Genomic DNA, 22,035 nt, shown 5'->3' on the forward strand with positions numbered 1-22,035 from the left:
ACCTTCGCTTTCGCAACCTGTTCGATATCTTTAGAGATGCGACTGGCTATCGCCACTTTTTCTTGCTCTAACAGTGCCGACAATTCGGTTGCGCTTTGCAATTGGAATTCTACAAGCCCTTTTAACGCTGCCATGGTGGTATTGCTTCTTCAGTACCGAATTCAGTGGTTAAAAACCACCAAGCTCTTTTTCGAATTTCATCATGTTGTCAGCCAGCTTTTCCGGATCCACGGAATAAGAGCCGTTTGCAATCGCTTCTTTGATTGCCGCCACTTTTGCTTTGTCAAAGCTGGGTTGACTTGCCATTTGATTATGCATCTCGCCCACCGCTTTACCTTGTGTGCTGAGGGACACCGAATCTTGCGCTACACCCGACTTGCTCGAAGAGTCACTTGTACTGGATGTTGCGTTCGTTTCACTGCGCGAGGGGCTACGAGTGGACGTGGTTAACGTCTGCCCTGCACGAATGTTATCAATACCTGCCATGTTTGAGCCTTTTAATTAGAGGATGACCTGTACTGTCACTATCGACTACAGGGCGAATAACTTTAGTGCTTTTTCAACCAAAGTTAAAAAATAACCGTGACTTCTGAAATGCCTGTTACTCTACCTTCAATTATACGGTTGGATTTACTATTTTTCACTCTTATCTGCTCACCATGAGATCCATCTGTCAAAGCCACGCCTTTGGTGGTGATGGTCATACCAGACTGTACGGCGCGAATGGTGACGGTTTCATTGCGGCACACCACGCAAATATCACGGTTTTCGACTACGTCACCGGCGTTCATGTTTTTTTTTGCTTTGGCTCCAATGACCGCATCGAGCGAGGAAAAACCTTGCCGTCTGAAGCGTTGCAAATCGACCATGCTGATTGTAATGTCGTGTGCTGCAATGATTTGCCCACGGGAAATTGGGCTCAGTAGAGTGACTTGTGGACCGGTTCTCGTCAGGCGAACAGGCACATAGACCCGCCAGTTATCCGCTTCACACTCGACTTGGACGGTAATATTACTGGCCATCGGGTTGGTGGAGCTAGAGGATGCCACGAGCGGCTCGGGGCAATCTGTGGCAAAAATACGACTATCGATGGAGGCGGCGTCTGCCTCCAAAGTACCACCTGTCGGCCATTCGACATTGGCTAAAATGTACTCTTGAGCGGCATTTTGTATGGCAAATATCTGAGCTTCGGTAGCGGAATTGACTGAAAAGCTAAAGAAAATACACAAAACACCGATAGACGTATAAACTCTTTTAAATAAAGCTCTACACTTAGTGAAAGAACAACTAGTGGAAATTGAACAAAACTGTGATTTTAGGTTCTTCATTCTGTTTCCTAGAATTTCTTAGCTTGTAGTAGACTATCATTTTTTGACACGAAAGTTTTAGATGGAGATGAGCTTATGACCGGTATTCTTGATTCTGTGAATCAGCGTACGCAACTCGTCGGTCAAAACCGATTGGAACTCCTTACCTTCCGCCTGATGGGGCGTCAGCGTTATGGAATAAACGTATTTAAAGTAAAAGAGGTGCTCCAATGTCCTAAGCTTACTTCTATGCCAAATCTGCACCGTTTGGTGAAAGGAGTCGCCCACATTCGTGGCCATACGGTTTCTGTCATTGATTTAAGTTTAGCCATCGGTGGACGTCCGACCACCGATGTAGAAAAAGCTTTCGTTGTCATTGCCGAGTTCAACCGCTCTATTCAAGCGTTTTTGGTTACCTCTGTCGAGCGCATCATCAACATGCATTGGGAAGCGATCTTGCCGCCGCCAGATGGCGCGGGTAAAGCAAACTACCTCACCGCGGTCACCAACATCGATAACGAGTTGGTAGAAATCCTCGACGTAGAGAAAATCCTTGCAGAAATCGCGCCGGTTGATGAAACCATGGATGCATCCATCGGTGAGGAAATCGCCCAAGCAGAGACAGAAAAACAGATCGTTCGCCGAATTCTCATTGCCGACGACTCCACTGTGGCACGTAAGCAGGTAGAAAGAGCGATTACGTCAATTGGCTTTGATGTTATTGCGGTTAAAGATGGGAAAGAAGCGTACGAAAAGCTGGTGGAAATGGCCGCTGAAGGCAGTATTTATGACCAGATTTCCTTGGTGATCTCAGACATCGAAATGCCAGAGATGGATGGTTACACCTTAACGGCCGAAATTCGCCGCAATGCGGATTTGAAAAATTTGTACGTTATCCTTCACTCATCACTCAGTGGTGTCTTTAACCAAGCGATGGTTGAGCGGGTAGGCGCCAACTCATTTATTGCGAAATTCAATCCTGATGAGCTAGGTAATGCAGTGAAATCTGCGCTGACTAACTAAAGAGAACTGAATGACAGCCATAACAATAAGCGATCAAGAATATCGTGATTTCAGCCGTTTCCTCGAAGCGCAATGTGGCATTGTGCTTGGGGATAGCAAGCAGTATCTCGTTCGGAGCCGCTTGAGTCCACTGGTGACCAAGTTTAAGTTGGCCTCTTTGTCTGACCTGTTGAGAGATGTCGTCACTGGGAGAAACCGTGAGTTGCGTGTTGCCGCTGTGGATGCGATGACGACCAACGAAACCTTATGGTTTCGTGATGGTTACCCATTTACAGTGTTGTCCGATAAGCTTCTGCCTGAAGTGGCCGCGAATAAGCGCCCAATCAAAATATGGTCAGCGGCTAGCTCGTCGGGTCAAGAACCCTACTCTATGGCAATGACAGTGTTGGAGACGCAGCAACGCAAACCAGGCTTGCTACCGAGTGTCGCCATTACGGCAACAGACATCTCATCTAGCATGTTGGATATGTGTCGAGCGGGTATCTATGACAACCTTGCCCTAGGGCGAGGTCTCTCACCCGAGCGTCGTCGTACTTTCTTTGAAGATGCCGGAGATGGCCGAATGAAAGTGAAAGACAACGTGAAGCGTTTGGTGAACTTTCGACCACAGAACTTAATGGAAAGCTATGCGTTACTGGGTAAATTTGACATTATATTTTGTCGTAACGTGTTGATCTATTTTTCGCCGGATATGAAATCAAAAGTGCTCAACCAGATGGCCAACAGTCTTAACCCCGGTGGTTATTTGTTGCTTGGCGCATCGGAGTCACTCACTGGGCTGACCGACCGTTTTGAGATGGTACGTTGCAACCCCGGCATTATTTACAAGCTCAAGTAGTCTTCTCACTCTCACTCTCACTCAAATCCCAGCCTTGTGGCTGGGATTTTTTTTCTGCCATACTGTGAATACCTATCCGCAGCAACAATGCCTATGTGTCGCAATGATGACATCGACAAAGACGGATTCCCAACTGACCGGAAATTGGCTCGGTAATTGCTAAACAAAACATGAGTGTCTCGTACACTCGATTAAATGGCTAAACAACGGCAAACCTAAAAGTTGGTACGCTAATTGCTAAATCATTTAATAGTATCGGTCAGTTCTTTGAGTAGAGGTCAACATGGCTATTTCTTTCGACAATGCACTAGGTATCCACCAACATACGGTGGGTGTACGTGAGCGTAATGCTGAGGTGATTTCCACCAACATCGCGCAAGCCAACACGCCTGGGTATAAATCGAAAGGGATGGACTTTCAAAAGGCATTACAGGCGGCAACGTCGGGGGCAAGCATTAGTCTTAGCCGTACGGATGGTCGGCATATTCCTGCCTCTACTCAGGTGACAGGGGAAGTCATGTATCGTCTTCCAACCCAACCTGACACGGGTGACGGCAACACGGTGGATGTGGATTTAGAGCGTAACTTGTTTATGCAAAACCAAATTAGACACCAAGCGTCACTGGACTTCCTAGGCAGTAAGTTCAAGAACTTAACCAAGGCAATCAAAGGGGATTAATAGATGAGCTTATTTAACGTTTTCAATGTCACTGGTTCTGCGATGAGCGCTGAATCTGTTCGTCTAAATACCACCTCGAGCAACTTGGCGAACGCGGACAGTATCTCAAGCTCTGCGAAAGATACCTATAAGGCTCGCCATGCAGTATTTGGTGCTGAGTTAAGTAAGGCAAAGTATGGCCGCGACCATATGGTGCCAGTGAAGGTAATGGGCATCGTTGAAAGTGATAAACCGCTCACCGCGGAGTACAACCCTGACCACCCACTTGCCAATGATGAAGGGTATATCTACAAACCTAACGTCAATGTGATGGAAGAAATGGCCAACATGATTTCTGCTTCTCGTTCATACCAAACGAATGTTCAAGTGGCAGATGCAAGCAAACAAATGCTGCTGCGTACGCTGCAGATGGGTCAATAAGGATAGGAGGTAACGTATGGCCGATGGCATAAATAATGTTGGTCAAAACGGCTTGTCCTATATCGACCAGCTTAAACAGCTTCAAGACAAGAATAAGCCTAATGAGACCACAGGTAAGCAAGATCTTAAACAAGAAGACTTCTTATCACTACTCACTAAGCAGCTTGCTCAGCAAGATCCGTTTAAGCCGGTCAGTAATGACCAGATGATTGCGCAAATGGCGTCATTTGCGACGGTAGACGGGATTGGCAAAATGAACACTCAGTTCGAAACGCTCAATACCTCTATGACGTCGAACCAAGCGCTTCAAGCCTCATCATTAGTAGGACGTGATGTATTAGTCCCTGGTGCTTCGGGTGTGAAGAAGGACACTGGCAGCATGGCTGCGATGGTCAAGCTTCCGCAATCCGTAGACAATATGATGGTGCGTATTGAAGACCAAATGGGCCAACTTGTTCGAACCTTCGATGCCGGTGCTAAGCCTGCGGGCGACAACCGAGTCGAATGGGACGGCAAGGATCAAAACGGTAATCCATTGCCGGCTGGCAAATACAAGGTGAGAGCCGCGGGTTTGCTGGATGGAGAATCGAAAGAGTTTGAGGTATCAACCTATGCAAACGTCAATAGTGTTCTCTTAGGTAAAGGCGATGGTAACGTACTACTCAATCTGGCTGGCTTCGAGTCGCCAGTTCGACTTGCTGAAGTACTAGAAGTTGGCAAAGCGTAACGTGTTAGTGATAAACGACGCTAGCTAGATAGGAGATTTTGGAATGTCATATGTTGCACTTAGCGGGTTATCCGCAGCTCAGTTAGATCTGAACACTACCAGTAACAACATTGCGAACGCAAACACGTTCGGCTTTAAAGAGTCGCGTGCAGAGTTTGGCGATGTGTACTCAAATTCACTCTTTACCCATGCGAAAACAACGCCAGGGCAAGGTGTGCAGGCAGCACAGGTTGCTCAGCAGTTCCATGAAGGTTCCAGTATTTATACCAATAACCCCATGGATTTGCGTGTATCTGGTACGGGGTTCTTTGCCGTCGCAAAAGACAGATTAACCCCAACATCCAATGAACTGACTCGTAACGGCGCGTTTCATTTGGATAAAAACAACTACATGGTGACCGCCAATGACGAGTTCTTACTCGGTTACCAAGTCAATCCAGATACCGGTGATGTTCTCTCTTATGAGCCTTCGCCACTTAACATTCCAAAAGAGTTTGGTAAGCCAAAGCAAACATCAAACATTGAAGTAGGGGTGAACTTACCTGCTGGTGGGGATTTGAAGGACCCAACCTTGTTTGATTATTCCGATCCCGAGACGTACAACCGCTCAACGTCCTCGACGATTTATGATTCGATGGGCCAGTCGTACAAACTGACGACCTACTATCTAAAAGATCAAAATCAGGCGAATACGTGGCAGACATACTACACGGTGACGGACAGTGCCGGTGAGAAGCCGCTGAACATCGTTGGTGGTGATGCAACGAGTCCGACGGGGCATGTCGGTCACACTATGCGTTTCAATAATGATGGTACGCTAGCCAGTTTAAACAATGGGCAGAATATCGTCTCCGAACCTTTGGGGGCGGGTGCTAACCCGATTGACTTGAACGGTGCAGACATCAACCAAACATTGTCGTTTGGCCTTGATAGTGCCACTCAGTTTGCGGCTCCGTTTGAATTGACCAAGTTTGACGAAGATGGTGCAACTACTGGCTTCTTGACGAAGGTTGACTTTGATGAAAACGGTAGTGTCCTTGGCACATACTCTAACGGTGAGAATATCACCTTGGGACGTGTCGCGTTGGTTCGAGTAGCCAATGAACAAGGCCTAGATAAGAAGGGGGGAACTCAATGGGATGCCACTCAAAACTCTGGCGCCAAAGTATGGGGAGAATCGAACAAAGGCTCATTTGGTACAATCAATAGTGGTGTGCTTGAACAGTCCAACATTGATATGACTCAAGAGCTGGTGGATCTGATTTCAGCCCAGCGCAACTTCCAAGCGAACTCACGTTCACTTGAAGTGCACAACCAAACTCAACAAAATATCCTTCAGATTCGTTAATCGAATCACACGCAATCTTCTGAATAGCAAACTAACGGCAATCGTTGGTTTGCTATTGTTGCCTCTAGCGGCAATTGCCGCTCCAATCTTATTCTATATTGCCATTTCTCTTTTCAACTGATTGATAATATTTGCTTATTTTTATTGGCACGCCAATTGCTTTAAATGTTCTAAATTGTGATTGTTGGAGCAAATTATGGATCGTGCACTGTTTCTCGCTATGAGTGGAGCAAAGCAAAATATGCAAGCGATGCAGCTAAGAGCGAATAACCTGGCAAACGTTAGTACCACGGGGTTCCGTGCTGATTTGGCGCAAGCCCGCTCAATGCAAGCATACGGCGACGGTTTGCCAAGCCGCGTGTTTAGCATGACAGAGCGACCTGGCCATAATTTTCAGCAAGGCAGTGTGATTACCACTGGGCGAGATCTCGATGTCACTATTGAAGGTCAAGGTTGGATTGCCGTTATGGACAAGACGGGCAAAGAAGGCCTGACTCGAAACGGTAACCTCAACATTGACGTCAATGGCTTGCTTACCAATGGTAATGGCAACTTGGTATTGGGCGAGACAGGCGCACCGATCACCCTACCGATTCCGTTGAGCAAAGTGGAAATCGGTACTGATGGGACGATTTCTGTTGTGCCACAAGGCGCCCCAGCGGATGCGATCGAAATCGTTGATCGCATCAAACTGACACGCAACGACAACCAATCACTGTACAAAGATGTCAATGGCCTCTTCCGCGCTAAAGATCCCAATGCAGCTTACGAGGCGGATGCCGGCGTAAAACTGCTCAAAGGCGCGTTAGAGGGCAGCAACGTGAATGCCATCGGTGAGATGACCAGCTTGATTGATCTTCAACGACAATTCGAAATGCAGGTCAAGATGATGAGCACAGCAGAAGACATGGACAAAGCGTCTGATTCTCTGCTTCGTATGAGCTAAGACAGTTTCTAGGAGAGAATTATGCAACCGGCATTATGGGTAAGTAAGACGGGCTTAGATGCTCAGCAAACCAATATTTCGACCATTTCCAACAACTTGGCTAACGCCTCGACGGTGGGTTTTAAGAAAAGCCGTCCTGTGTTTGAAGATTTGTTCTATCAAAATATCAACCAGCCGGGTGGTCAATCTTCGCAAAATACCGAATTGCCAAGTGGTTTAATGCTCGGCGCGGGTTCTAAGGTCGTGGCAACTCAGAAGGTGCATACCCAAGGGAATACGCAAACGACCAACAACAGCCTCGATATGATGATCGAAGGCGACGGTTTTTTCCAAATATTGATGCCGGATGGCAACATCGGTTACACGCGCAATGGTCAGTTCACCGTCAACAGTGAAGGTGTGATTGTCACGTCTGGTTCGGGGTATTCCTTAGAGCCTGAAATCACGATTCCAGACGACGCCATCAGCATTACTGTTGGTACGGATGGGGAAGTCTCTGTGCGCGTGAGAGGTCAGCAAGATAACCAAGTTCTGGGGCAAATTACTACGGTTGATTTTATCAACCCTGGTGGTCTTGAGCCTATTGGTCAAAACCTCTACTTGCCAACCGGTGCCAGTGGTGACCCTCAAGAAGGCGTACCGGGTTTTGACGGGTTTGGTGAAGTGCGTCAATCGATGCTAGAGACCTCAAACGTGAACGTGACGGAAGAGCTGGTCAACATGATTGAAGCGCAGCGCGTGTACGAAATGAACTCAAAAGTTATCTCTGCCGTCGATAAGATGATGAGCTTCGTAAACCAACAGCTATAACTGAATGAGTAAGGGGATTGTGATGATGCGAGTCATTAGTGTAACACTGATAGCACTGCTCTCAGGCTGTACCATGCTGGATATGCCAATCGAGACACCGGATGTGGTTCAAGGTACAACTACCGTTGATGCTGTAGAAGGAGATAAATCTTCCGATGATAGCTCTGGGATTGTTGATACTCTGCGAGGACGCACCGACCCTGTCGCTGGCGATCCTGCTTGGGCCCCCATTCATCCTAAGCATGAGCCGGAGCACTACGCGGCGGCAACCGGTTCGTTGTTTAATACCGGTAAAATGACCGTCAGTTTGTACGACGACTCTAAACCGAGAGGCATCGGTGACATCATCACCGTCACTTTAGATGAAAGTACCAAAGCGGCGAAAAGCTCAGACGCTGATCTGTCAAAAAATAATGATGCGTCGATGGATCCGCTGGAAGTGGGTGGTCAGCAGTTGACCATTGGTGACTACAATTTTTCATATAACTTAAGCAATGATAATTCGTTCAGTGGCAGCGCGGCGGCGAACCAAAGTAACAGCATTTCAGGCTCGATTTCGGTCGAAGTGATTGAAGTTCTGGCGAACGGAAATTTGGTGATTCGCGGTGAAAAGTGGTTGACCCTCAACACGGGGGACGAATATATCCGCTTAAGCGGCACCATCCGTCCAGATGACATCGACTACGACAATACCATCGCGTCAACGCGTATTTCAAATGCCCGAATCCAGTACTCTGGTACGGGAACGCAACAAGATATGCAAGAGCCTGGATTTTTGGCACGATTTTTTAATGTCGCTCTTTAATCCCGTTTGATGTCGATGTTTTGGCATTGCGTTAGAGAATAAGGTATCCCCATGAAAACGTTGTTTGTCTTCCTAATTAGCTCGCTGCTTGTTGTAACACAAGCTCAGGCTGCGCGTATTAAAGACGTGGCTCAAATTGCCGGTGTTCGTAGTAACCAACTTGTCGGTTACGGGTTGGTCACAGGTTTGCCGGGCACAGGAGAATCGACACCCTTTACCGATCAAAGCTTTAACGCCATGCTGCAAAACTTTGGCATTCAATTGCCGCCCGGCACTAAGCCAAAGACCAAAAACGTTGCCGCTGTGATTGTGACGGCTGAGTTGCCGCCCTTTTCTAAGCAAGGCCAGACGGTAGATGTGACGGTTTCCTCAATAGGCTCGGCGAAAAGCTTGCGTGGCGGTACACTGATGCAGACCATGCTCAAAGGTCTAGATGGGCAAGTGTATGCGGTGGCGCAAGGCAATTTGGTGGTGAGTGGCTTTAGTGCGACTGGCGCTGATGGTTCTAAAATTGTCGGCAACAACCCGACAGCAGGTATGATTTCCAGCGGAGCCATCGTTGAGAGAGAAATCCCATCGCCGTTTAGTCGTGGTGATTACATCACGTTTAACTTGCTTGAATCTGATTTCACTACTGCTCAGCGTATGGCGGATGCCGTTAACAACTTCCTGGGTCCTCAGATGGCCTCAGCGGTGGATGCCACATCGGTGAAAGTGCGTGCGCCTCGCGATGTCACTCAGCGTGTGGCCTTCTTATCAGCGATTGAAAACCTCGAATTTAACCCCGCCGATGGTGCAGCGAAGATCATTGTTAACTCACGTACAGGGACGATCGTTGTCGGCCAGCACGTGCGCTTGAAGCCGGCTGCCGTGACTCATGGTGGCATGACAGTGGCAATCAAAGAAAATCTCAACGTGAGTCAACCGAATGCGTTTGGTGGTGGTGAGACGGTTGTCGTCCCCGACAGCGATATCGAAGTCACCGAAGAACAAGGCAAGATGTTTAAGTTTGAGCCTGGATTGACTCTAGACGATCTGGTTCGTGCAGTGAATGAAGTCGGCGCGGCGCCGTCTGATCTGATGGCAATCTTGCAAGCGCTGAAACAAGCGGGCGCGATTGAAGGTCAGCTGATCATCATTTAACGGGGGCGATATGATCAATAACGGAAATGACATCGGTTTTATTCATGATATCGCCAACCTAGACTCACTGCGCCGTAAAGCGGTCAATGGTGAGGAAGGGGCAGAGCAAGAAGCGCTCAACGCCGCCGCCAAACAGTTTGAAGCGATTTTTACCTCTATGCTGTTCAAATCGATGCGTGATGCCAATTCAACCTTTGAATCCGGCTTGATGGACAGCCAGAACCAACAGTTCTATCGTCAGATGATGGATGATCAGATGGCGAGTGAATTTAGTGCCTCTGGCTCACTCGGTCTTGCCGACATGATTGTGGCGCAGCTTTCCACAGGCCAAGTGGATAATGAAACCGCGAACAACCGCAACCCTGATTTTGAAGCCATGATGGACAAAGTCTCTCGTATTCGTGAAGAGCGTGCCAATGCCCCTGCTGAAATCCGTGCTACTGGAGAGGAGCAAGCGAATACATTCGATTCTCCAGAATCGTTTGTAGCGTCGATGTCACCTTATGCGGAAAAGGCCGCTCAGGCACTCGGCGTGGACTCATCATTGCTACTTGCTCAAGCGGCGCTCGAAACCGGCTGGGGCCAAAAAGTCATCAACAATTCGCGTGGTAGCAGTAACAACCTCTTCAATATCAAAGCCGACCGCAGCTGGGCAGGCAATAAGATGTCCACTCAAACTCTTGAATATCATCAGGGGGTGCCAGTACAAGAGCGAGCAGCATTTCGTTCTTACGCTAACTTTGAAGAGAGTTTTAACGACTATGTGCGCTTCCTCAATCAAAACCCTCGCTACACCACAGCGCTCAAGCACAATGGCGATGATGAGGCGTTTATTCGCGGCATTCATGATGCCGGTTATGCCACAGACCCCGATTACGCGGATAAAGTGCTGAGTGTCAAACGACGTATTGATAGCATGTAATGGCTTGACCGATAGGGTCTCTCAGCAGACCCTATCACCACCCACCACCCACCACCCACCACCCCTAATCCGATCAATCTTATCCCATACACTCTCGAAAACTAACCCTGGCACACATATTGCTATTTAAGTCCATAGGCAATCAGTAAACACTGATAAATAAAGGTTTCTTGGGGGCAATATGGCGTCTGATCTTCTGAATCTTGGTTCGCAAAGCGTACTGACGGCTCAGAGACAATTGAACACCACAGGGCACAACATCTCGAACGTGAATACCGAGGGTTATAGCCGTCAGTCGGTGATACAAGGCACAAACATGCCGCGTCAATATGGCGGGGAAACCTACGGTATGGGCGTGCATGTGGAAAAAGTTCGCCGCTCATGGGATCAATTTGCCGTTAATGAACTCAATGTCTCGACCACCAATTACGCGCACAAAGTCGACGATGAAGCGAACTTAGAAATGCTGTCGAACATGCTCTCCTCGGTTGCCTCGAAAAAAATCCCAGAAAATCTCAATGAGTGGTTTGATGCGGTGAAGTCGCTTGCCGACAGCCCCAACGATGTCGGGGCACGTAAAGTGGTGCTCGAAAAAGCCAATTTGATCACCCAAAACCTCAATGATTTCCATGAGACCATTCGCCGTCAGTCGGATGTGACCAACAAAAAACTCGATCTCGGTGTCGAGCGAATGAATCAACTGGCACTTGAAATTCGTGATTTGCATCGTTTGATGATGAGAACGCCTGGGCCGCACAACGATTTGATGGACCAACACGAAAAGCTGGTGGCAGAACTGTCTGAGTACACCAAAGTGACCGTGACTCCGCGCAAGAATGCGGAAGGGTTCAACATCCATATCGGTAACGGGCATACCTTAGTGTCAGGAACGGAAGCGAGTCGCTTAACCATGATCGATGGTTACCCAGATGTTCATCAGCGCCGCTTAGCCATGATTGAGGGTAAAGGCATCAAAGCGATTACCACCAAAGATATTGATGGCAAAATGGGCGCTATGCTCACGATGCGTGATGATAAGATCCCCCAGCTTATGGATGAGCTTGGCAAACTCGCCACGTCGTTTTCTTATGAAGTGAATAGATTACAATCTCAAGGTCTTGATCTTAGGGGGGAAATTGGTGGTCTGATTTTTACTGATGTCAATTCAGACATCATAGCTAAATCACGTGTGGTAACAGCCTCAAATTCTAATGCGGATTTAGCCGTGTATATTGAAGATACCTCTCGGCTTGAAGGTGGCGAGTATTCGCTCCAGTATCACGACGGTGACTACGTCATTACTCGCCCATCCGGTGAGCAGTTTGCCGTACCTCAAGTAGGTAATGCACTGCAAATTGATGGCTTACGTATTGAAATCAATCAAGATTTAGCGCCGGGCGAACGCGTGTTGATTCGTCCGACCCGCAGTGGCGCTGCGCAAATGAAAATGGCCACCAATGATCCGACCGCGATCGCCGCGCAGAGTTATGAAGCTTCGACCACTTTCGCGCAAGGTAAAGCGAAATTCAATATCGAAGAAGTAGGGGATTTGCGCGAGTTTGAAGTGGTGGTATCGCCGGATGGGAAGCAATTTGCCGTCACGGACACAAAAGGCAAAATTCTCTTGCCGCCCCAAGATTACCCACCGTTTGGTCCTGTCGAGGTTCAAGGTACGATTTTTGAACTGACCGATGGGGCATTGCCGAACGATAAATTTACGGCAAACCTTGTCCCTTCAGAGGGGGACAACGGCAACTTGCTCAAAATGCAAAACATCCAAACCGAGAAAAAACTCAATGATGGTGAGTCGACCATTCTCGATATCTATCACAACCTCAACACCAACGTCGGGTTACAGATGTCTACCGCATCACGTTTAACCGATGTGTCAAGGTTAGAGAAAGAGGCGGCACAAGAGCGTGTAGCGTCTATCTCCGGAGTGAATTTGGATGAGGAAGCCGCCAACATGATGAAGTTTCAGCAAGCGTACATGGCGTCTTCACGCATCATGCAAGCGGCAAACGACACCTTTAACACGATTTTGGCATTGCGATAGGGGGCGTAAATGATCAACCGTATTTCCAGCTTCCACAATTATCAGTCGGTGCAAAACGATCTGCGTCGTCAAGAAGCAAAAGTCCATCATAACCAAGCGCAGCTCGCTTCAGGTAAGAAGTTGATGCGCGCCAGTGATGATCCCTTGGCCACGCACTACATCCAGAATATCGGCCAGCAGAAAGAGCAATTGCGCCAATACACCGATGCCATCGTGCTGACGCGTAATCGCCTTGAGCACCACGAAGTGATTATTTCCAATGCGGAAGAGTACGCCGATGAAGCAAAGCGAACCGTGATGGAAATGATCAACGGTGCGTTGTCCCCTGAAGACCGCATCGCGAAGCGTCGAGAGCTTGAGGAAATCAGCAATAACTTCCTTAACTTGGTGAATGTACAAGATGAATCAGGCAACTACATTTTTGCCGGGACTAAGCCGAAAAACCAACCCTTCTTTCGAGATAAAGATGGCGCTGTGGTGTACGCAGGCGATGACTACCAACGCAAGATGAAAATCTCCAACACGCTTGAAATGCCGATCAACGATCCAGGTAGCAAGCTGTTTATGGAAATAGATAACCCCTTTGGTGATTACGCGCCGGACTATAACCTGGGGGATACCTCTGAGTTGCTACTTGAGCGCGCGACCAACTTTAATCCTGATGATGACTCGAGCTATAAGGTCACGTTTGTTGATATGCCCGGTGGTAAATATGGCTATCAACTCGAGCGCGACGGCAGTGTGGTTCAGGCCGATACCTTTGATCCGGCGAAAGGGATCAAGTACGAGGAGTTGACGATCCAGGTCAAAGGCCAAATCGAGAAGGGCGATGAAATCACGCTTGAGCCGCGCAAAAGCTACAGCATTTTCGATACCTTTCAAGAAGCAATGGCCTTGTCACAAGGGTCTGTGTCAGATACGTCCAATACCGCACGTTTGCATCGAATGACTCAAGAATTCCATTCGGCGTTTATTCATCTCAATAAAGCGCGCACGGATGTGGGGGCAAGGTTGAGCACGCTCGATATTCAAGAAGAGCAACATGAAGATTTTAAGATGACGCTCGCCAAATCGAAAAGCAACTTTGAAGATTTGGATTACTCGGAAGCGATCATCGAATTTAACGAAAACACGCGTGCGTTGCAGGCATCGCAGCAAGCGTTCGGAAAAACAAAAGACTTAACCCTGTTTAACTATCTCTAAAGGGATCTTTATCGCCTAAGTTGATGCTTAACACCTCGGTGATTGGGTTGTCTGACACAAGTTCAGGATAACCAATGGGTTCGCTCCATGCCTTATGTGCTACGCCTTAAGCGCCGAGCAAAACCCGCTAGCCTGTGTATCGGCAAGCCTTGCCACCGAGCGGCAATGATTGAGTGCCGCTCACTAGCAAGCACAGAGTAACTAAGCGCGACTCGATGGAAGTGATATTAATAACCTATTGATAGTTATTAAAATAAATTGATTTGGCTATTTTTTGTTAAGTTGGCATACAACTTGAATTAGTAAAATCAGAGTAGAAATTTTTAAGCCGGCTACCGCCTGCTTAGCAAGTCATACACGGTCAGTGCTTCCAAATGAGATTAAGCTGGCCGCTTCGCAAGAACTTGCGACTCACTAGGAGAGCAAACTATGACCATTACAGTCAACACTAACGTGTCAGCAATGACCGCTCAGCGTTACCTGAACAAAGCGACTGGCGATTTGAATACGTCGATGGAGCGCCTATCTTCAGGTCAAAAGATCAACAGTGCGAAAGACGATGCAGCGGGTCTGCAAATCTCAAACCGTTTGACTGCTCAGTCTCGTGGTTTAGATGTCGCGATGCGTAACGCCAACGACGGTATCTCGATTGCACAAACCGCAGAAGGGGCGATGAATGAGTCGACCTCGATTCTGCAACGTATGCGTGATTTGTCGCTACAATCAGCGAACGGCACCAACTCCGCCTCAGAGCGTCAAGCGCTGAACGAAGAAGTGTCCGCGCTGCAAGATGAGCTTAACCGTATTGCAGAAACGACCTCTTTTGGTGGACGTAAGCTGCTCAACGGATCATTTGGTGAAGCGTCATTCCAGATCGGTGCCAGCTCGGGTGAAGCGATCATCATGGGATTGACCAGCATTCGTGCCGATGATTTCCGCATGGGAGGCCAGTCGTTCATCTCCGATGCCGAGAAGGGTAAAGACAAAGACTGGGGCGTACCTGCCACCGCTAGAGATCTTAAATTTGAATTCACCACCAAAGATGGCGAAGCAGTGACGCTCGACATCCTCGCGAAAGAAGGGGATGACATCGAAGAGCTAGCGACGTACATCAACGGTCAAACCGACAAACTGAAAGCGTCGGTCGATCAAGATGGCAGACTGCAAATCTTTGCCGCTGAGCCTAACTTGGAAGGCAATATGAATATCTCTGGTGGCTTAGCGACCGAGATTGGCCTCAATGGTGGCCCTGGTGTTCAGACCACAGTACAGAACATTGACGTCAATACTGTGGGTGGCGCACAAAACGCGGTCGGTATCTTGGATGCGGCACTACGTTACGTAGACTCTCAGCGTGCCGATCTGGGTGCGAAGCAGAACCGACTCAGCCACAGTATTAATAACTTGGCCAACATCCAAGAAAACGTTGAAGCGTCAAACAGCCGAATCCGCGATACGGATTTTGCCAAAGAGACGACGGCAATGACCAAAGCACAAATTCTGCAGCAGGCGGGGACATCGATTCTCGCTCAAGCAAAACAGTTGCCAAACTCTGCGATGTCACTATTGCAGTAGTTGCGAATATCTTCATTAGCGCAGACCCAGACGTGGGGCTTTTGAAGGCATTCAGGCAAACATGGGTGATTGGATAAGCAGAGTTCTCTCTCAAACCTGCTCTGCTTAACCGCTTTACCTGTGTCTTGGTTGCCAGCCCGGAATCATTTCTCTCGATCTCCAAAGGCACTGGTGACCTCTATAGCCCCGGTTCTCTCAAAGGAAAAGGGGCTTTTCTTTTATCTCCAGATTTCTCTTTCTTCAATCAATCGCAATTCTTTCGCACTGATGTCTTAAGTACACCCGATCGGTCAATAGTCACAAAACTTTAATGATATTTTCTCGAACTCTGAGCTTGCTCAAATTCTATCGATTTTTGCTATGCAACGAGGAGGATTTATCAAAATGCTCTAAAGATAATCAAGTTGGCGTCGCTATAAGGATACTTTGAGAGAACTAATTGGTTTACCGAGACGTCGGAAACCTTTGGACCTCCGCTCTACGGAAATCAATAGGAGACACCATTATGGCGGTTAATGTAAATACCAACGTTTCGGCAATGACAGCTCAGCGCTACTTGAACTCAGCAACATCAGCGCAGCAAGCATCAATGGAAAAATTGTCGTCTGGTTTCAAAATCAATAGTGCGAAAGATGATGCAGCAGGTCTGCAAATCTCGAACCGTTTGAATGTCCAAAGTCGTGGCCTAGACGTCGCGGTACGAAATGCGAACGACGGCATTTCGATGGCGCAAACAGCGGAAGGCGCGATGAATGAAACCACCAATATCCTGCAACGTATGCGTGACCTCTCGCTACAATCGGCGAACGGCTCGAACTCTAAGTCTGAACGTGTGGCGATTCAAGAAGAGATCACCGCGTTGAACGATGAATTGAATCGTATCGCTGAGACCACCTCGTTTGGTGGCAACAAGCTACTTAACGGCACGTTCGCCACCAAATCGTTCCAGATCGGTGCGGATAATGGTGAAGCGGTTATGTTGACGATGAACAACATGCGCAGCGACAACACAATGATGGGCGGTAACAGCTATGTTGCAGCCAACGGCCAAGATAAAGATTGGGCAGTGCAAGCGGGTGCCAATGACTTGACCATCAACGTCACGGATAAGTTTGGCGGCGTGCAAGACATCACCATCACCGCAAAAGAGGGGGATGATATTGAGCAGCTGGCCACTTACATCAACGGTCAAACGGACATGGTGAAAGCGTCGGTTAACGAAGATGGTCAACTTCAGTTGTTCACCGATAACAACACAGTAGAAGGCACGGCGACCTTTGGAGGCAGTCTAGCCGGTGAACTGAGCATTGGCCCAGCTAAAGCGGTCACCGTGGATACCATTGACGTTCGCACCGTCGGTGGCGCTCAAGAGTCTGTTGCCATCGTCGATGCTGCGCTTAAGTTTGTTGATAGTCACCGAGCGGAATTGGGTGCATTCCAAAACCGATTCAATCACGCGATCAATAACTTAGACAACATCAATGAGAATGTTAACGCGTCGAAGAGCCGCATCAAAGATACGGACTTCGCCAAAGAAACCACCGCATTGACTAAGTCTCAGATCTTGTCTCAAGCGTCAAGCTCTGTACTTGCTCAGGCAAAGCAAGCGCCCAACTCAGCGTTGGGGCTTTTAGGCTAAGAAAGTGATTTCTAGCATCAAAAAAGTCATGACTTAATGTTAAATCCAGCCCAAGGGCTGGATTTTTTTGTGCAGAAGAGATGCGAAAAAGGTAACTGGGCTGAAACGAGAAAACCCAGCCAAAGGCTGGGTTTTAATATGGCAGGTCTACCTGGATTCGAACCAGGGAATGGCGGCATCAAAAGCCGCTGCCTTACCACTTGGCGATAGACCTGCAGGGTGATAGCGATGCTATCAAATAATGGTGCGGAAGGAGAGACTTGAACTCTCACACCTTGCGGCGCCAGAACCTAAATCTGGTGCGTCTACCAATTCCGCCACTTCCGCTTTGTTTATATCATAACCGAACTATGGGTAAAAATCAGCTATGAATTGTAATGGTGGCTACGACGGGATTCGAACCTGTGACCCCATCATTATGAGTGATGTGCTCTAACCAGCTGAGCTACGTAGCCAAACCTGAATCAAGTATGGTGCGGAAGGAGAGACTTGAACTCTCACACCTTGCGGCGCCAGAACCTAAATCTGGTGCGTCTACCAATTTCGCCACTTCCGCATACTTAATGGTGCCTAGAAGGTCTTTCTAGACGCTTGTAATGAGAAAACTCACCACAAGAAATAATGGCAGGTCTACCTGGATTCGAACCAGGGAATGGCGGCATCAAAAGCCGCTGCCTTACCGCTTGGCGATAGACCTGCAGGTGATAGCGATGCTATCGAATGATGGTGCGGAAGGAGAGACTTGAACTCTCACACCTTGCGGCGCCAGAACCTAAATCTGGTGCGTCTACCAATTCCGCCACTTCCGCGAATCATAATGCTCAACTTATCAAACAAGGAGTAAGTTCAGCGGTTTTCAGTCTGGCGAGACTAAAAACAAAATATGGCAGGTCTACCTGGATTCGAACCAGGGAATGGCGGCATCAAAAGCCGCTGCCTTACCGCTTGGCGATAGACCTGCAGATGATAGCGATGCTATCGAATGATGGTGCGGAAAGAGAGACTTGAACTCTCACACCTTGCGGCGCCAGAACCTAAATCTGGTGCGTCTACCAATTCCGCCATTTCCGCATAATCAAATTCAGAGTTATTTATCAAGATGGTGCGGAAGGAGAGACTTGAACTCTCACACCTTGCGGCGCCAGAACCTAAATCTGGTGCGTCTACCAATTCCGCCACTTCCGCGTCTTGAACTCTGTACACAACCGATCAATTGGTAAAAATCAGTAGTGTTGATTTAATGGTGGCTACGACGGGATTCGAACCTGTGACCCCATCATTATGAGTGATGTGCTCTAACCAGCTGAGCTACGTAGCCAAACCTGAATTAAGTATGGTGCGGAAGGAGAGACTTGAACTCTCACACCTTGCGGCGCCAGAACCTAAATCTGGTGCGTCTACCAATTCCGCCACTTCCGCATACTTAATGGTGCCTAGAAGGTCTTTCTAGACGCTTGTAATGAGAAAACTCATCACAAGAAATAATGGCAGGTCTACCTGGATTCGAACCAGGGAATGGCGGCATCAAAAGCCGCTGCCTTACCGCTTGGCGATAGACCTGCAGGTGATAGCGATGCTATCGAATGATGGTGCGGAAGGAGAGACTTGAACTCTCACACCTTGCGGCGCCAGAACCTAAATCTGGTGCGTCTACCAATTCCGCCACTTCCGCGAATCATAGTGCTCAACTTATCAAACAAGGAGTAAGTTCAGCGGTTTTCAGTCTGGCGAGACTAAAAAAAAATATGGCAGGGCTACCTGGATTCGAACCAGGGAATGGCGGCATCAAAAGCCGCTGCCTTACCGCTTGGCGATAGCCCTACAAGATTCTTATGAATCTGAATACTGGTGCGGAAAGAGAGACTTGAACTCTCACACCTTGCGGCGCCAGAACCTAAATCTGGTGCGTCTACCAATTCCGCCATTTCCGCATAATCAAATTTAGAGTTGTTTATCAAGATGGTGCGGAAGGAGAGACTTGAACTCTCACACCTTGCGGCGCCAGAACCTAAATCTGGTGCGTCTACCAATTCCGCCACTTCCGCGTCTTGAACTCTGTACACAACCGATCAATTGGTAAAAATCAGTGGTGTTAATTTAATGGTGGCTACGACGGGATTCGAACCTGTGACCCCATCATTATGAGTGATGTGCTCTAACCAGCTGAGCTACGTAGCCACTCGTGAGCGAGACAATATAAACCCTCACGCTCTGATAGACAAGCCCTTTATAATAAAAGGCTCAGCTATGTAAAAATGGCAGGTCTACCTGGATTCGAACCAGGGAATGGCGGCATCAAAAGCCGCTGCCTTACCGCTTGGCGATAGACCTGCAGATGATAGCGATGCTATCGAATAATGGTGCGGAAGGAGAGACTTGAACTCTCACACCTTGCGGCGCCAGAACCTAAATCTGGTGCGTCTACCAATTCCGCCACTTCCGCATTATTCTTTCTAGAGTTAGCTCTAGAGGTTTCCAGTCATGTATCATCACTAGAAACAAAATGTATGGTGGCTACGACGGGATTCGAACCTGTGACCCCATCATTATGAGTGATGTGCTCTAACCAGCTGAGCTACGTAGCCACTCTGTGTCCCTTTCGGCTTCGTTTAAAAACGATATGCCTTATTGTCGGGAACGGCGCGCATTATGCGAAGTTGAGGCAGAGGCGTCAACAGTTTTTTTGAATAAATCCGGATAAACCAGCTGTTCGATTCCTTTTTAAACAAAGAGGCGTGTAAACAGGCAAAAACAGGTAACATTTTGGCGTCAATCTCTTTACTTAACTTAGGCTTGCTGGGGGAGAAAACAACAAAGCCAGCAGAGTTGCTGGCTTTTTAAGTCAATCACTTGCGCAATTTTATACGTTAAAGCGGAAGTGGATAACGTCACCATCTTTGACGATGTAGTCTTTACCTTCTAGACGCCACTTACCGGCCTCTTTTGCACCGCTTTCACCGTTGAACTGGATGTAGTCGTCATAGCCGACAACTTCTGCGCGGATAAAGCCTTTTTCAAAATCCGTGTGGATCTTACCTGCTGCTTGTGGAGCGGTTGCACCGACAGGGATAGTCCAAGCACGTACCTCTTTGACACCTGCGGTGAAGTAGGTGTGTAGGGTCAAAAGCTCGTAACCAGAGCGGATAACACGGTTTAGCCCCGGTTCTTCAATGCCCATATCCGCCAAGAACTCTTCACGATCTTCGTCGTCGAGCTCAGAAAGCTCAGATTCGATCGCTGCGCAGACGGCCACAACCACGTTGTTTTCTTTTTCTGCGTACTCACGTACCGCATCCAGGTACGGGTTGTCCTCAAATCCGTCTTCGTTGACGTTCGCAATATACATGGTTGGCTTGAGCGTTAGGAAGTTGAGGTAACCAATGGCATCCAACTCTTCTTTCGACAACTCAACGGTACGCGCCATACCACCTTCGGTCAGTACTGGGAGTAGCTTCTCTAGGACGGTCAATTCGAATTTCGCGTCTTTGTCGCCGCCTTTGGCTTTTTTAGCGTTACGTTGAATGGCGCGCTCACATGAGTCTAAGTCCGCCATCGCCAGTTCAAGGTTAATGACTTCGATATCTTCGATTGGAGACACTTTACCCGCAACGTGAACGATGTTTTCATTTTCAAAACAGCGAACCACATGGCCAATGGCATCGGTTTCACGGATATTGGCAAGGAATTTATTTCCTAGACCTTCACCGCGAGACGCGCCTGCAACCAAGCCTGCGATATCAACAAACTCCATCGTGGTTGGAAGTATTCTTTGTGGGTTAACGATCTTTGCCAGTGCATCAAGACGAAGATCAGGCACAGGTACCACACCTGTGTTTGGTTCAATGGTACAGAACGGGAAGTTGGCTGCTTCAATACCCGCTTTAGTCAGTGCGTTAAACAGAGTTGATTTACCTACGTTAGGGAGACCAACGATGCCACATTTAAAACCCATGATAGTAACCTTATTCAGCTTTGAACGTGTGTAGACGGTTTTGAGCTTTCGCTAAGCCATCTTTTAAAAGGATGTCTAAACAGCGGACCGATTCATCGGCGGCTGCATCGAGCAGTTCTTGCTCTTTTGCTGGTGCTTTGCCAAGGACAAAACCAGCGACTTTGTCTTTGTGCCCAGGGTGACCAATGCCAATCCTGAGGCGATAGAAATCTTTGTTATTGCCAAGCTTGCTAATGGTGTCACGCAGGCCGTTGTGTCCACCGTGCCCACCGCCTTTTTTAAACTTGGCTACACCCGGTGGCAAGTCGAGCTCATCGTGTGCCACCATGATCTCTTCCGGTTTAATTTGGTAAAACTTTGCCATAGCGGCGACCGCTTTGCCGGAGAGATTCATAAAAGTGGTGGGGATCAGCAGGCGGAGATCTTGACCATTGATCAGTATGCGCCCGGTCATACCGAAGAATTTCGGTTCGTTCTTCAAGGTGACCGTGTGGATACGTGCGAGTTCTTCTACCACCCATGCGCCTGCATTATGGCGAGTTTTGGCGTATTCAGGCCCAGGATTGGCTAGGCCGACAAGAAGTTTGATCGGTTGAGTCAAGGTTAGGATCTCTCTTGCAATCTCAAAAAGCGCAGTATGAT

The 22,035-nt window shown here is 48.2% G+C and carries 19 protein-coding genes, 20 tRNA genes and 1 pseudogene; 15 read left to right on the forward strand and 25 right to left on the reverse strand.

What is annotated here, in order from left to right:
* The 3 genes and pseudogenes from AC6R0R_RS03560 to flgA form a co-directional block, all read right to left on the reverse strand.
* Positions 1 to 134, reverse strand: a pseudogene (locus tag AC6R0R_RS03560) (flagella synthesis protein FlgN); the annotation flags it as partial.
* Between the two features lie 34 nt (positions 135 to 168).
* Positions 169 to 486, reverse strand: coding sequence for a flagellar biosynthesis anti-sigma factor FlgM (gene flgM, locus AC6R0R_RS03565; RefSeq protein ID WP_487903748.1), 318 nt, complete (start codon positions 484 to 486; stop codon positions 169 to 171).
* Positions 487 to 569: 83 nt separating this feature from the next.
* Positions 570 to 1,328 carry a flagellar basal body P-ring formation chaperone FlgA gene (gene flgA / locus AC6R0R_RS03570; protein ID WP_500625728.1) on the reverse strand — a complete coding sequence of 253 codons (759 nt, stop codon included), beginning with the start codon at positions 1,326 to 1,328 and terminating at the stop codon, positions 570 to 572.
* Between the two features lie 75 nt (positions 1,329 to 1,403).
* Between flgA and AC6R0R_RS03575 the strand changes: the two genes are divergently transcribed.
* From AC6R0R_RS03575 to AC6R0R_RS03645, 15 genes are all read left to right on the forward strand, one after another.
* A complete protein-coding gene (locus AC6R0R_RS03575; protein ID WP_500625729.1) occupies positions 1,404 to 2,330 on the forward strand; it encodes a chemotaxis protein CheV in 927 nt (308 codons plus the stop codon).
* Positions 2,331 to 2,340: 10 nt separating this feature from the next.
* On the forward strand, positions 2,341 to 3,168 hold the full coding sequence (locus AC6R0R_RS03580; protein WP_500625730.1) for a protein-glutamate O-methyltransferase: 828 nt from the start codon (positions 2,341 to 2,343) through the stop codon (positions 3,166 to 3,168).
* Positions 3,169 to 3,451: 283 nt separating this feature from the next.
* The gene (flgB, locus tag AC6R0R_RS03585; RefSeq protein ID WP_334551195.1) at positions 3,452 to 3,847 is read left to right on the forward strand and encodes a flagellar basal body rod protein FlgB; all 396 of its coding nucleotides are present in this window, start codon (positions 3,452 to 3,454) and stop codon (positions 3,845 to 3,847) included.
* 3 nt (positions 3,848 to 3,850) lie between these two features.
* Positions 3,851 to 4,267, forward strand: a complete 417-nt coding sequence (gene flgC / locus AC6R0R_RS03590) for a flagellar basal body rod protein FlgC (RefSeq protein WP_487903744.1) — start codon at positions 3,851 to 3,853, stop codon at positions 4,265 to 4,267.
* A 16-nt stretch (positions 4,268 to 4,283) separates the two neighbouring features.
* Positions 4,284 to 4,994, forward strand: coding sequence for a flagellar hook assembly protein FlgD (gene flgD, locus AC6R0R_RS03595; protein ID WP_334551193.1), 711 nt, complete (start codon positions 4,284 to 4,286; stop codon positions 4,992 to 4,994).
* A 43-nt stretch (positions 4,995 to 5,037) separates the two neighbouring features.
* The gene (flgE, locus tag AC6R0R_RS03600; protein WP_487903743.1) at positions 5,038 to 6,342 is read left to right on the forward strand and encodes a flagellar hook protein FlgE; all 1,305 of its coding nucleotides are present in this window, start codon (positions 5,038 to 5,040) and stop codon (positions 6,340 to 6,342) included.
* A gap of 196 nt (positions 6,343 to 6,538) precedes the next feature.
* Entirely contained in the window at positions 6,539 to 7,288 is a 750-nt protein-coding gene (gene flgF, locus AC6R0R_RS03605) for a flagellar basal-body rod protein FlgF (protein ID WP_334551190.1), read from the forward strand.
* Positions 7,289 to 7,309: 21 nt separating this feature from the next.
* Positions 7,310 to 8,098 (forward strand): flagellar basal-body rod protein FlgG, encoded by a 789-nt coding sequence (flgG, locus tag AC6R0R_RS03610; RefSeq protein WP_487903742.1) that lies wholly within the window; start codon positions 7,310 to 7,312, stop codon positions 8,096 to 8,098.
* Positions 8,099 to 8,120: 22 nt separating this feature from the next.
* Positions 8,121 to 8,903: a flagellar basal body L-ring protein FlgH gene (gene flgH / locus AC6R0R_RS03615; protein WP_487903741.1), complete on the forward strand. Its 783-nt coding sequence runs from the start codon at positions 8,121 to 8,123 to the stop codon at positions 8,901 to 8,903.
* Positions 8,904 to 8,954: 51 nt separating this feature from the next.
* Positions 8,955 to 10,046, forward strand: a complete 1,092-nt coding sequence (locus tag AC6R0R_RS03620) for a flagellar basal body P-ring protein FlgI (protein ID WP_334551187.1) — start codon at positions 8,955 to 8,957, stop codon at positions 10,044 to 10,046.
* A gap of 10 nt (positions 10,047 to 10,056) precedes the next feature.
* The gene (gene flgJ / locus AC6R0R_RS03625; protein ID WP_500625731.1) at positions 10,057 to 10,968 is read left to right on the forward strand and encodes a flagellar assembly peptidoglycan hydrolase FlgJ; all 912 of its coding nucleotides are present in this window, start codon (positions 10,057 to 10,059) and stop codon (positions 10,966 to 10,968) included.
* 181 nt (positions 10,969 to 11,149) lie between these two features.
* Positions 11,150 to 13,024, forward strand: a complete 1,875-nt coding sequence (gene flgK / locus AC6R0R_RS03630; protein WP_500625732.1) for a flagellar hook-associated protein FlgK — start codon at positions 11,150 to 11,152, stop codon at positions 13,022 to 13,024.
* A gap of 9 nt (positions 13,025 to 13,033) precedes the next feature.
* On the forward strand, positions 13,034 to 14,227 hold the full coding sequence (flgL, locus tag AC6R0R_RS03635; protein ID WP_500625733.1) for a flagellar hook-associated protein FlgL: 1,194 nt from the start codon (positions 13,034 to 13,036) through the stop codon (positions 14,225 to 14,227).
* A 429-nt stretch (positions 14,228 to 14,656) separates the two neighbouring features.
* Positions 14,657 to 15,802: a flagellin gene (locus AC6R0R_RS03640; protein WP_334551181.1), complete on the forward strand. Its 1,146-nt coding sequence runs from the start codon at positions 14,657 to 14,659 to the stop codon at positions 15,800 to 15,802.
* Between the two features lie 505 nt (positions 15,803 to 16,307).
* Positions 16,308 to 17,441: a flagellin gene (locus AC6R0R_RS03645; RefSeq protein ID WP_500625734.1), complete on the forward strand. Its 1,134-nt coding sequence runs from the start codon at positions 16,308 to 16,310 to the stop codon at positions 17,439 to 17,441.
* A gap of 139 nt (positions 17,442 to 17,580) precedes the next feature.
* Here the strand turns inward: AC6R0R_RS03645 and AC6R0R_RS03650 are convergent.
* The 22 genes from AC6R0R_RS03650 to pth all read right to left on the reverse strand — a co-directional run bounded on the left by AC6R0R_RS03650 (position 17,581) and on the right by pth (position 21,994).
* Positions 17,581 to 17,655: transfer RNA gene (locus AC6R0R_RS03650), tRNA-Gln, on the reverse strand.
* A 28-nt stretch (positions 17,656 to 17,683) separates the two neighbouring features.
* A tRNA-Leu gene (locus tag AC6R0R_RS03655) sits at positions 17,684 to 17,768 on the reverse strand.
* A 51-nt stretch (positions 17,769 to 17,819) separates the two neighbouring features.
* Positions 17,820 to 17,896, reverse strand: a tRNA-Met gene (locus tag AC6R0R_RS03660).
* 16 nt (positions 17,897 to 17,912) lie between these two features.
* Positions 17,913 to 17,997: transfer RNA gene (locus AC6R0R_RS03665), tRNA-Leu, on the reverse strand.
* A gap of 66 nt (positions 17,998 to 18,063) precedes the next feature.
* A tRNA-Gln gene (locus tag AC6R0R_RS03670) sits at positions 18,064 to 18,138 on the reverse strand.
* Between the two features lie 27 nt (positions 18,139 to 18,165).
* Positions 18,166 to 18,250: transfer RNA gene (locus AC6R0R_RS03675), tRNA-Leu, on the reverse strand.
* A gap of 75 nt (positions 18,251 to 18,325) precedes the next feature.
* A tRNA-Gln gene (locus AC6R0R_RS03680) sits at positions 18,326 to 18,400 on the reverse strand.
* Positions 18,401 to 18,427: 27 nt separating this feature from the next.
* Positions 18,428 to 18,512, reverse strand: a tRNA-Leu gene (locus tag AC6R0R_RS03685).
* Between the two features lie 29 nt (positions 18,513 to 18,541).
* Positions 18,542 to 18,626, reverse strand: a tRNA-Leu gene (locus AC6R0R_RS03690).
* Positions 18,627 to 18,682: 56 nt separating this feature from the next.
* Positions 18,683 to 18,759: transfer RNA gene (locus AC6R0R_RS03695), tRNA-Met, on the reverse strand.
* 16 nt (positions 18,760 to 18,775) lie between these two features.
* Positions 18,776 to 18,860: transfer RNA gene (locus tag AC6R0R_RS03700), tRNA-Leu, on the reverse strand.
* Between the two features lie 66 nt (positions 18,861 to 18,926).
* Positions 18,927 to 19,001, reverse strand: a tRNA-Gln gene (locus AC6R0R_RS03705).
* 27 nt (positions 19,002 to 19,028) lie between these two features.
* A tRNA-Leu gene (locus AC6R0R_RS03710) sits at positions 19,029 to 19,113 on the reverse strand.
* 74 nt (positions 19,114 to 19,187) lie between these two features.
* Positions 19,188 to 19,262 (reverse strand) — tRNA-Gln (locus AC6R0R_RS03715).
* A 25-nt stretch (positions 19,263 to 19,287) separates the two neighbouring features.
* Positions 19,288 to 19,372 (reverse strand) — tRNA-Leu (locus tag AC6R0R_RS03720).
* 29 nt (positions 19,373 to 19,401) lie between these two features.
* Positions 19,402 to 19,486: transfer RNA gene (locus tag AC6R0R_RS03725), tRNA-Leu, on the reverse strand.
* 56 nt (positions 19,487 to 19,542) lie between these two features.
* Positions 19,543 to 19,619 (reverse strand) — tRNA-Met (locus AC6R0R_RS03730).
* A gap of 78 nt (positions 19,620 to 19,697) precedes the next feature.
* Positions 19,698 to 19,772, reverse strand: a tRNA-Gln gene (locus AC6R0R_RS03735).
* 27 nt (positions 19,773 to 19,799) lie between these two features.
* A tRNA-Leu gene (locus AC6R0R_RS03740) sits at positions 19,800 to 19,884 on the reverse strand.
* 65 nt (positions 19,885 to 19,949) lie between these two features.
* Positions 19,950 to 20,026, reverse strand: a tRNA-Met gene (locus AC6R0R_RS03745).
* A gap of 275 nt (positions 20,027 to 20,301) precedes the next feature.
* On the reverse strand, positions 20,302 to 21,393 hold the full coding sequence (gene ychF, locus AC6R0R_RS03750; RefSeq protein ID WP_334551179.1) for a redox-regulated ATPase YchF: 1,092 nt from the start codon (positions 21,391 to 21,393) through the stop codon (positions 20,302 to 20,304).
* Positions 21,394 to 21,403: 10 nt separating this feature from the next.
* On the reverse strand, positions 21,404 to 21,994 hold the full coding sequence (pth, locus tag AC6R0R_RS03755; RefSeq protein WP_334551178.1) for an aminoacyl-tRNA hydrolase: 591 nt from the start codon (positions 21,992 to 21,994) through the stop codon (positions 21,404 to 21,406).
* Positions 21,995 to 22,035: the final 41 nt, after the last annotated feature.

The sequence above is a fragment of the Vibrio sp. R12-SW3-ISO1 genome, assembly GCF_059834005.1.

Coding starts and splice junctions, on each gene's coding strand:
- flgB (WP_334551195.1), top strand. CDS start 3,452: ATGGCTATTTCTTTCGACAATGCACTAGGTATCCACCAACATACGGTG.
- flgH (WP_487903741.1), top strand. CDS start 8,121: ATGATGCGAGTCATTAGTGTAACACTGATAGCACTGCTCTCAGGCTGT.
- flgE (WP_487903743.1), top strand. CDS start 5,038: ATGTCATATGTTGCACTTAGCGGGTTATCCGCAGCTCAGTTAGATCTG.
- AC6R0R_RS03575 (WP_500625729.1), top strand. CDS start 1,404: ATGACCGGTATTCTTGATTCTGTGAATCAGCGTACGCAACTCGTCGGT.
- ychF (WP_334551179.1), bottom strand. CDS start 21,393: ATGGGTTTTAAATGTGGCATCGTTGGTCTCCCTAACGTAGGTAAATCA.
- flgC (WP_487903744.1), top strand. CDS start 3,851: ATGAGCTTATTTAACGTTTTCAATGTCACTGGTTCTGCGATGAGCGCT.
- flgD (WP_334551193.1), top strand. CDS start 4,284: ATGGCCGATGGCATAAATAATGTTGGTCAAAACGGCTTGTCCTATATC.
- flgK (WP_500625732.1), top strand. CDS start 11,150: ATGGCGTCTGATCTTCTGAATCTTGGTTCGCAAAGCGTACTGACGGCT.
- AC6R0R_RS03645 (WP_500625734.1), top strand. CDS start 16,308: ATGGCGGTTAATGTAAATACCAACGTTTCGGCAATGACAGCTCAGCGC.
- flgJ (WP_500625731.1), top strand. CDS start 10,057: ATGATCAATAACGGAAATGACATCGGTTTTATTCATGATATCGCCAAC.
- flgL (WP_500625733.1), top strand. CDS start 13,034: ATGATCAACCGTATTTCCAGCTTCCACAATTATCAGTCGGTGCAAAAC.
- AC6R0R_RS03620 (WP_334551187.1), top strand. CDS start 8,955: ATGAAAACGTTGTTTGTCTTCCTAATTAGCTCGCTGCTTGTTGTAACA.
- flgA (WP_500625728.1), bottom strand. CDS start 1,328: ATGAAGAACCTAAAATCACAGTTTTGTTCAATTTCCACTAGTTGTTCT.
- flgF (WP_334551190.1), top strand. CDS start 6,539: ATGGATCGTGCACTGTTTCTCGCTATGAGTGGAGCAAAGCAAAATATG.
- AC6R0R_RS03580 (WP_500625730.1), top strand. CDS start 2,341: ATGACAGCCATAACAATAAGCGATCAAGAATATCGTGATTTCAGCCGT.
- flgM (WP_487903748.1), bottom strand. CDS start 486: ATGGCAGGTATTGATAACATTCGTGCAGGGCAGACGTTAACCACGTCC.
- flgG (WP_487903742.1), top strand. CDS start 7,310: ATGCAACCGGCATTATGGGTAAGTAAGACGGGCTTAGATGCTCAGCAA.
- AC6R0R_RS03640 (WP_334551181.1), top strand. CDS start 14,657: ATGACCATTACAGTCAACACTAACGTGTCAGCAATGACCGCTCAGCGT.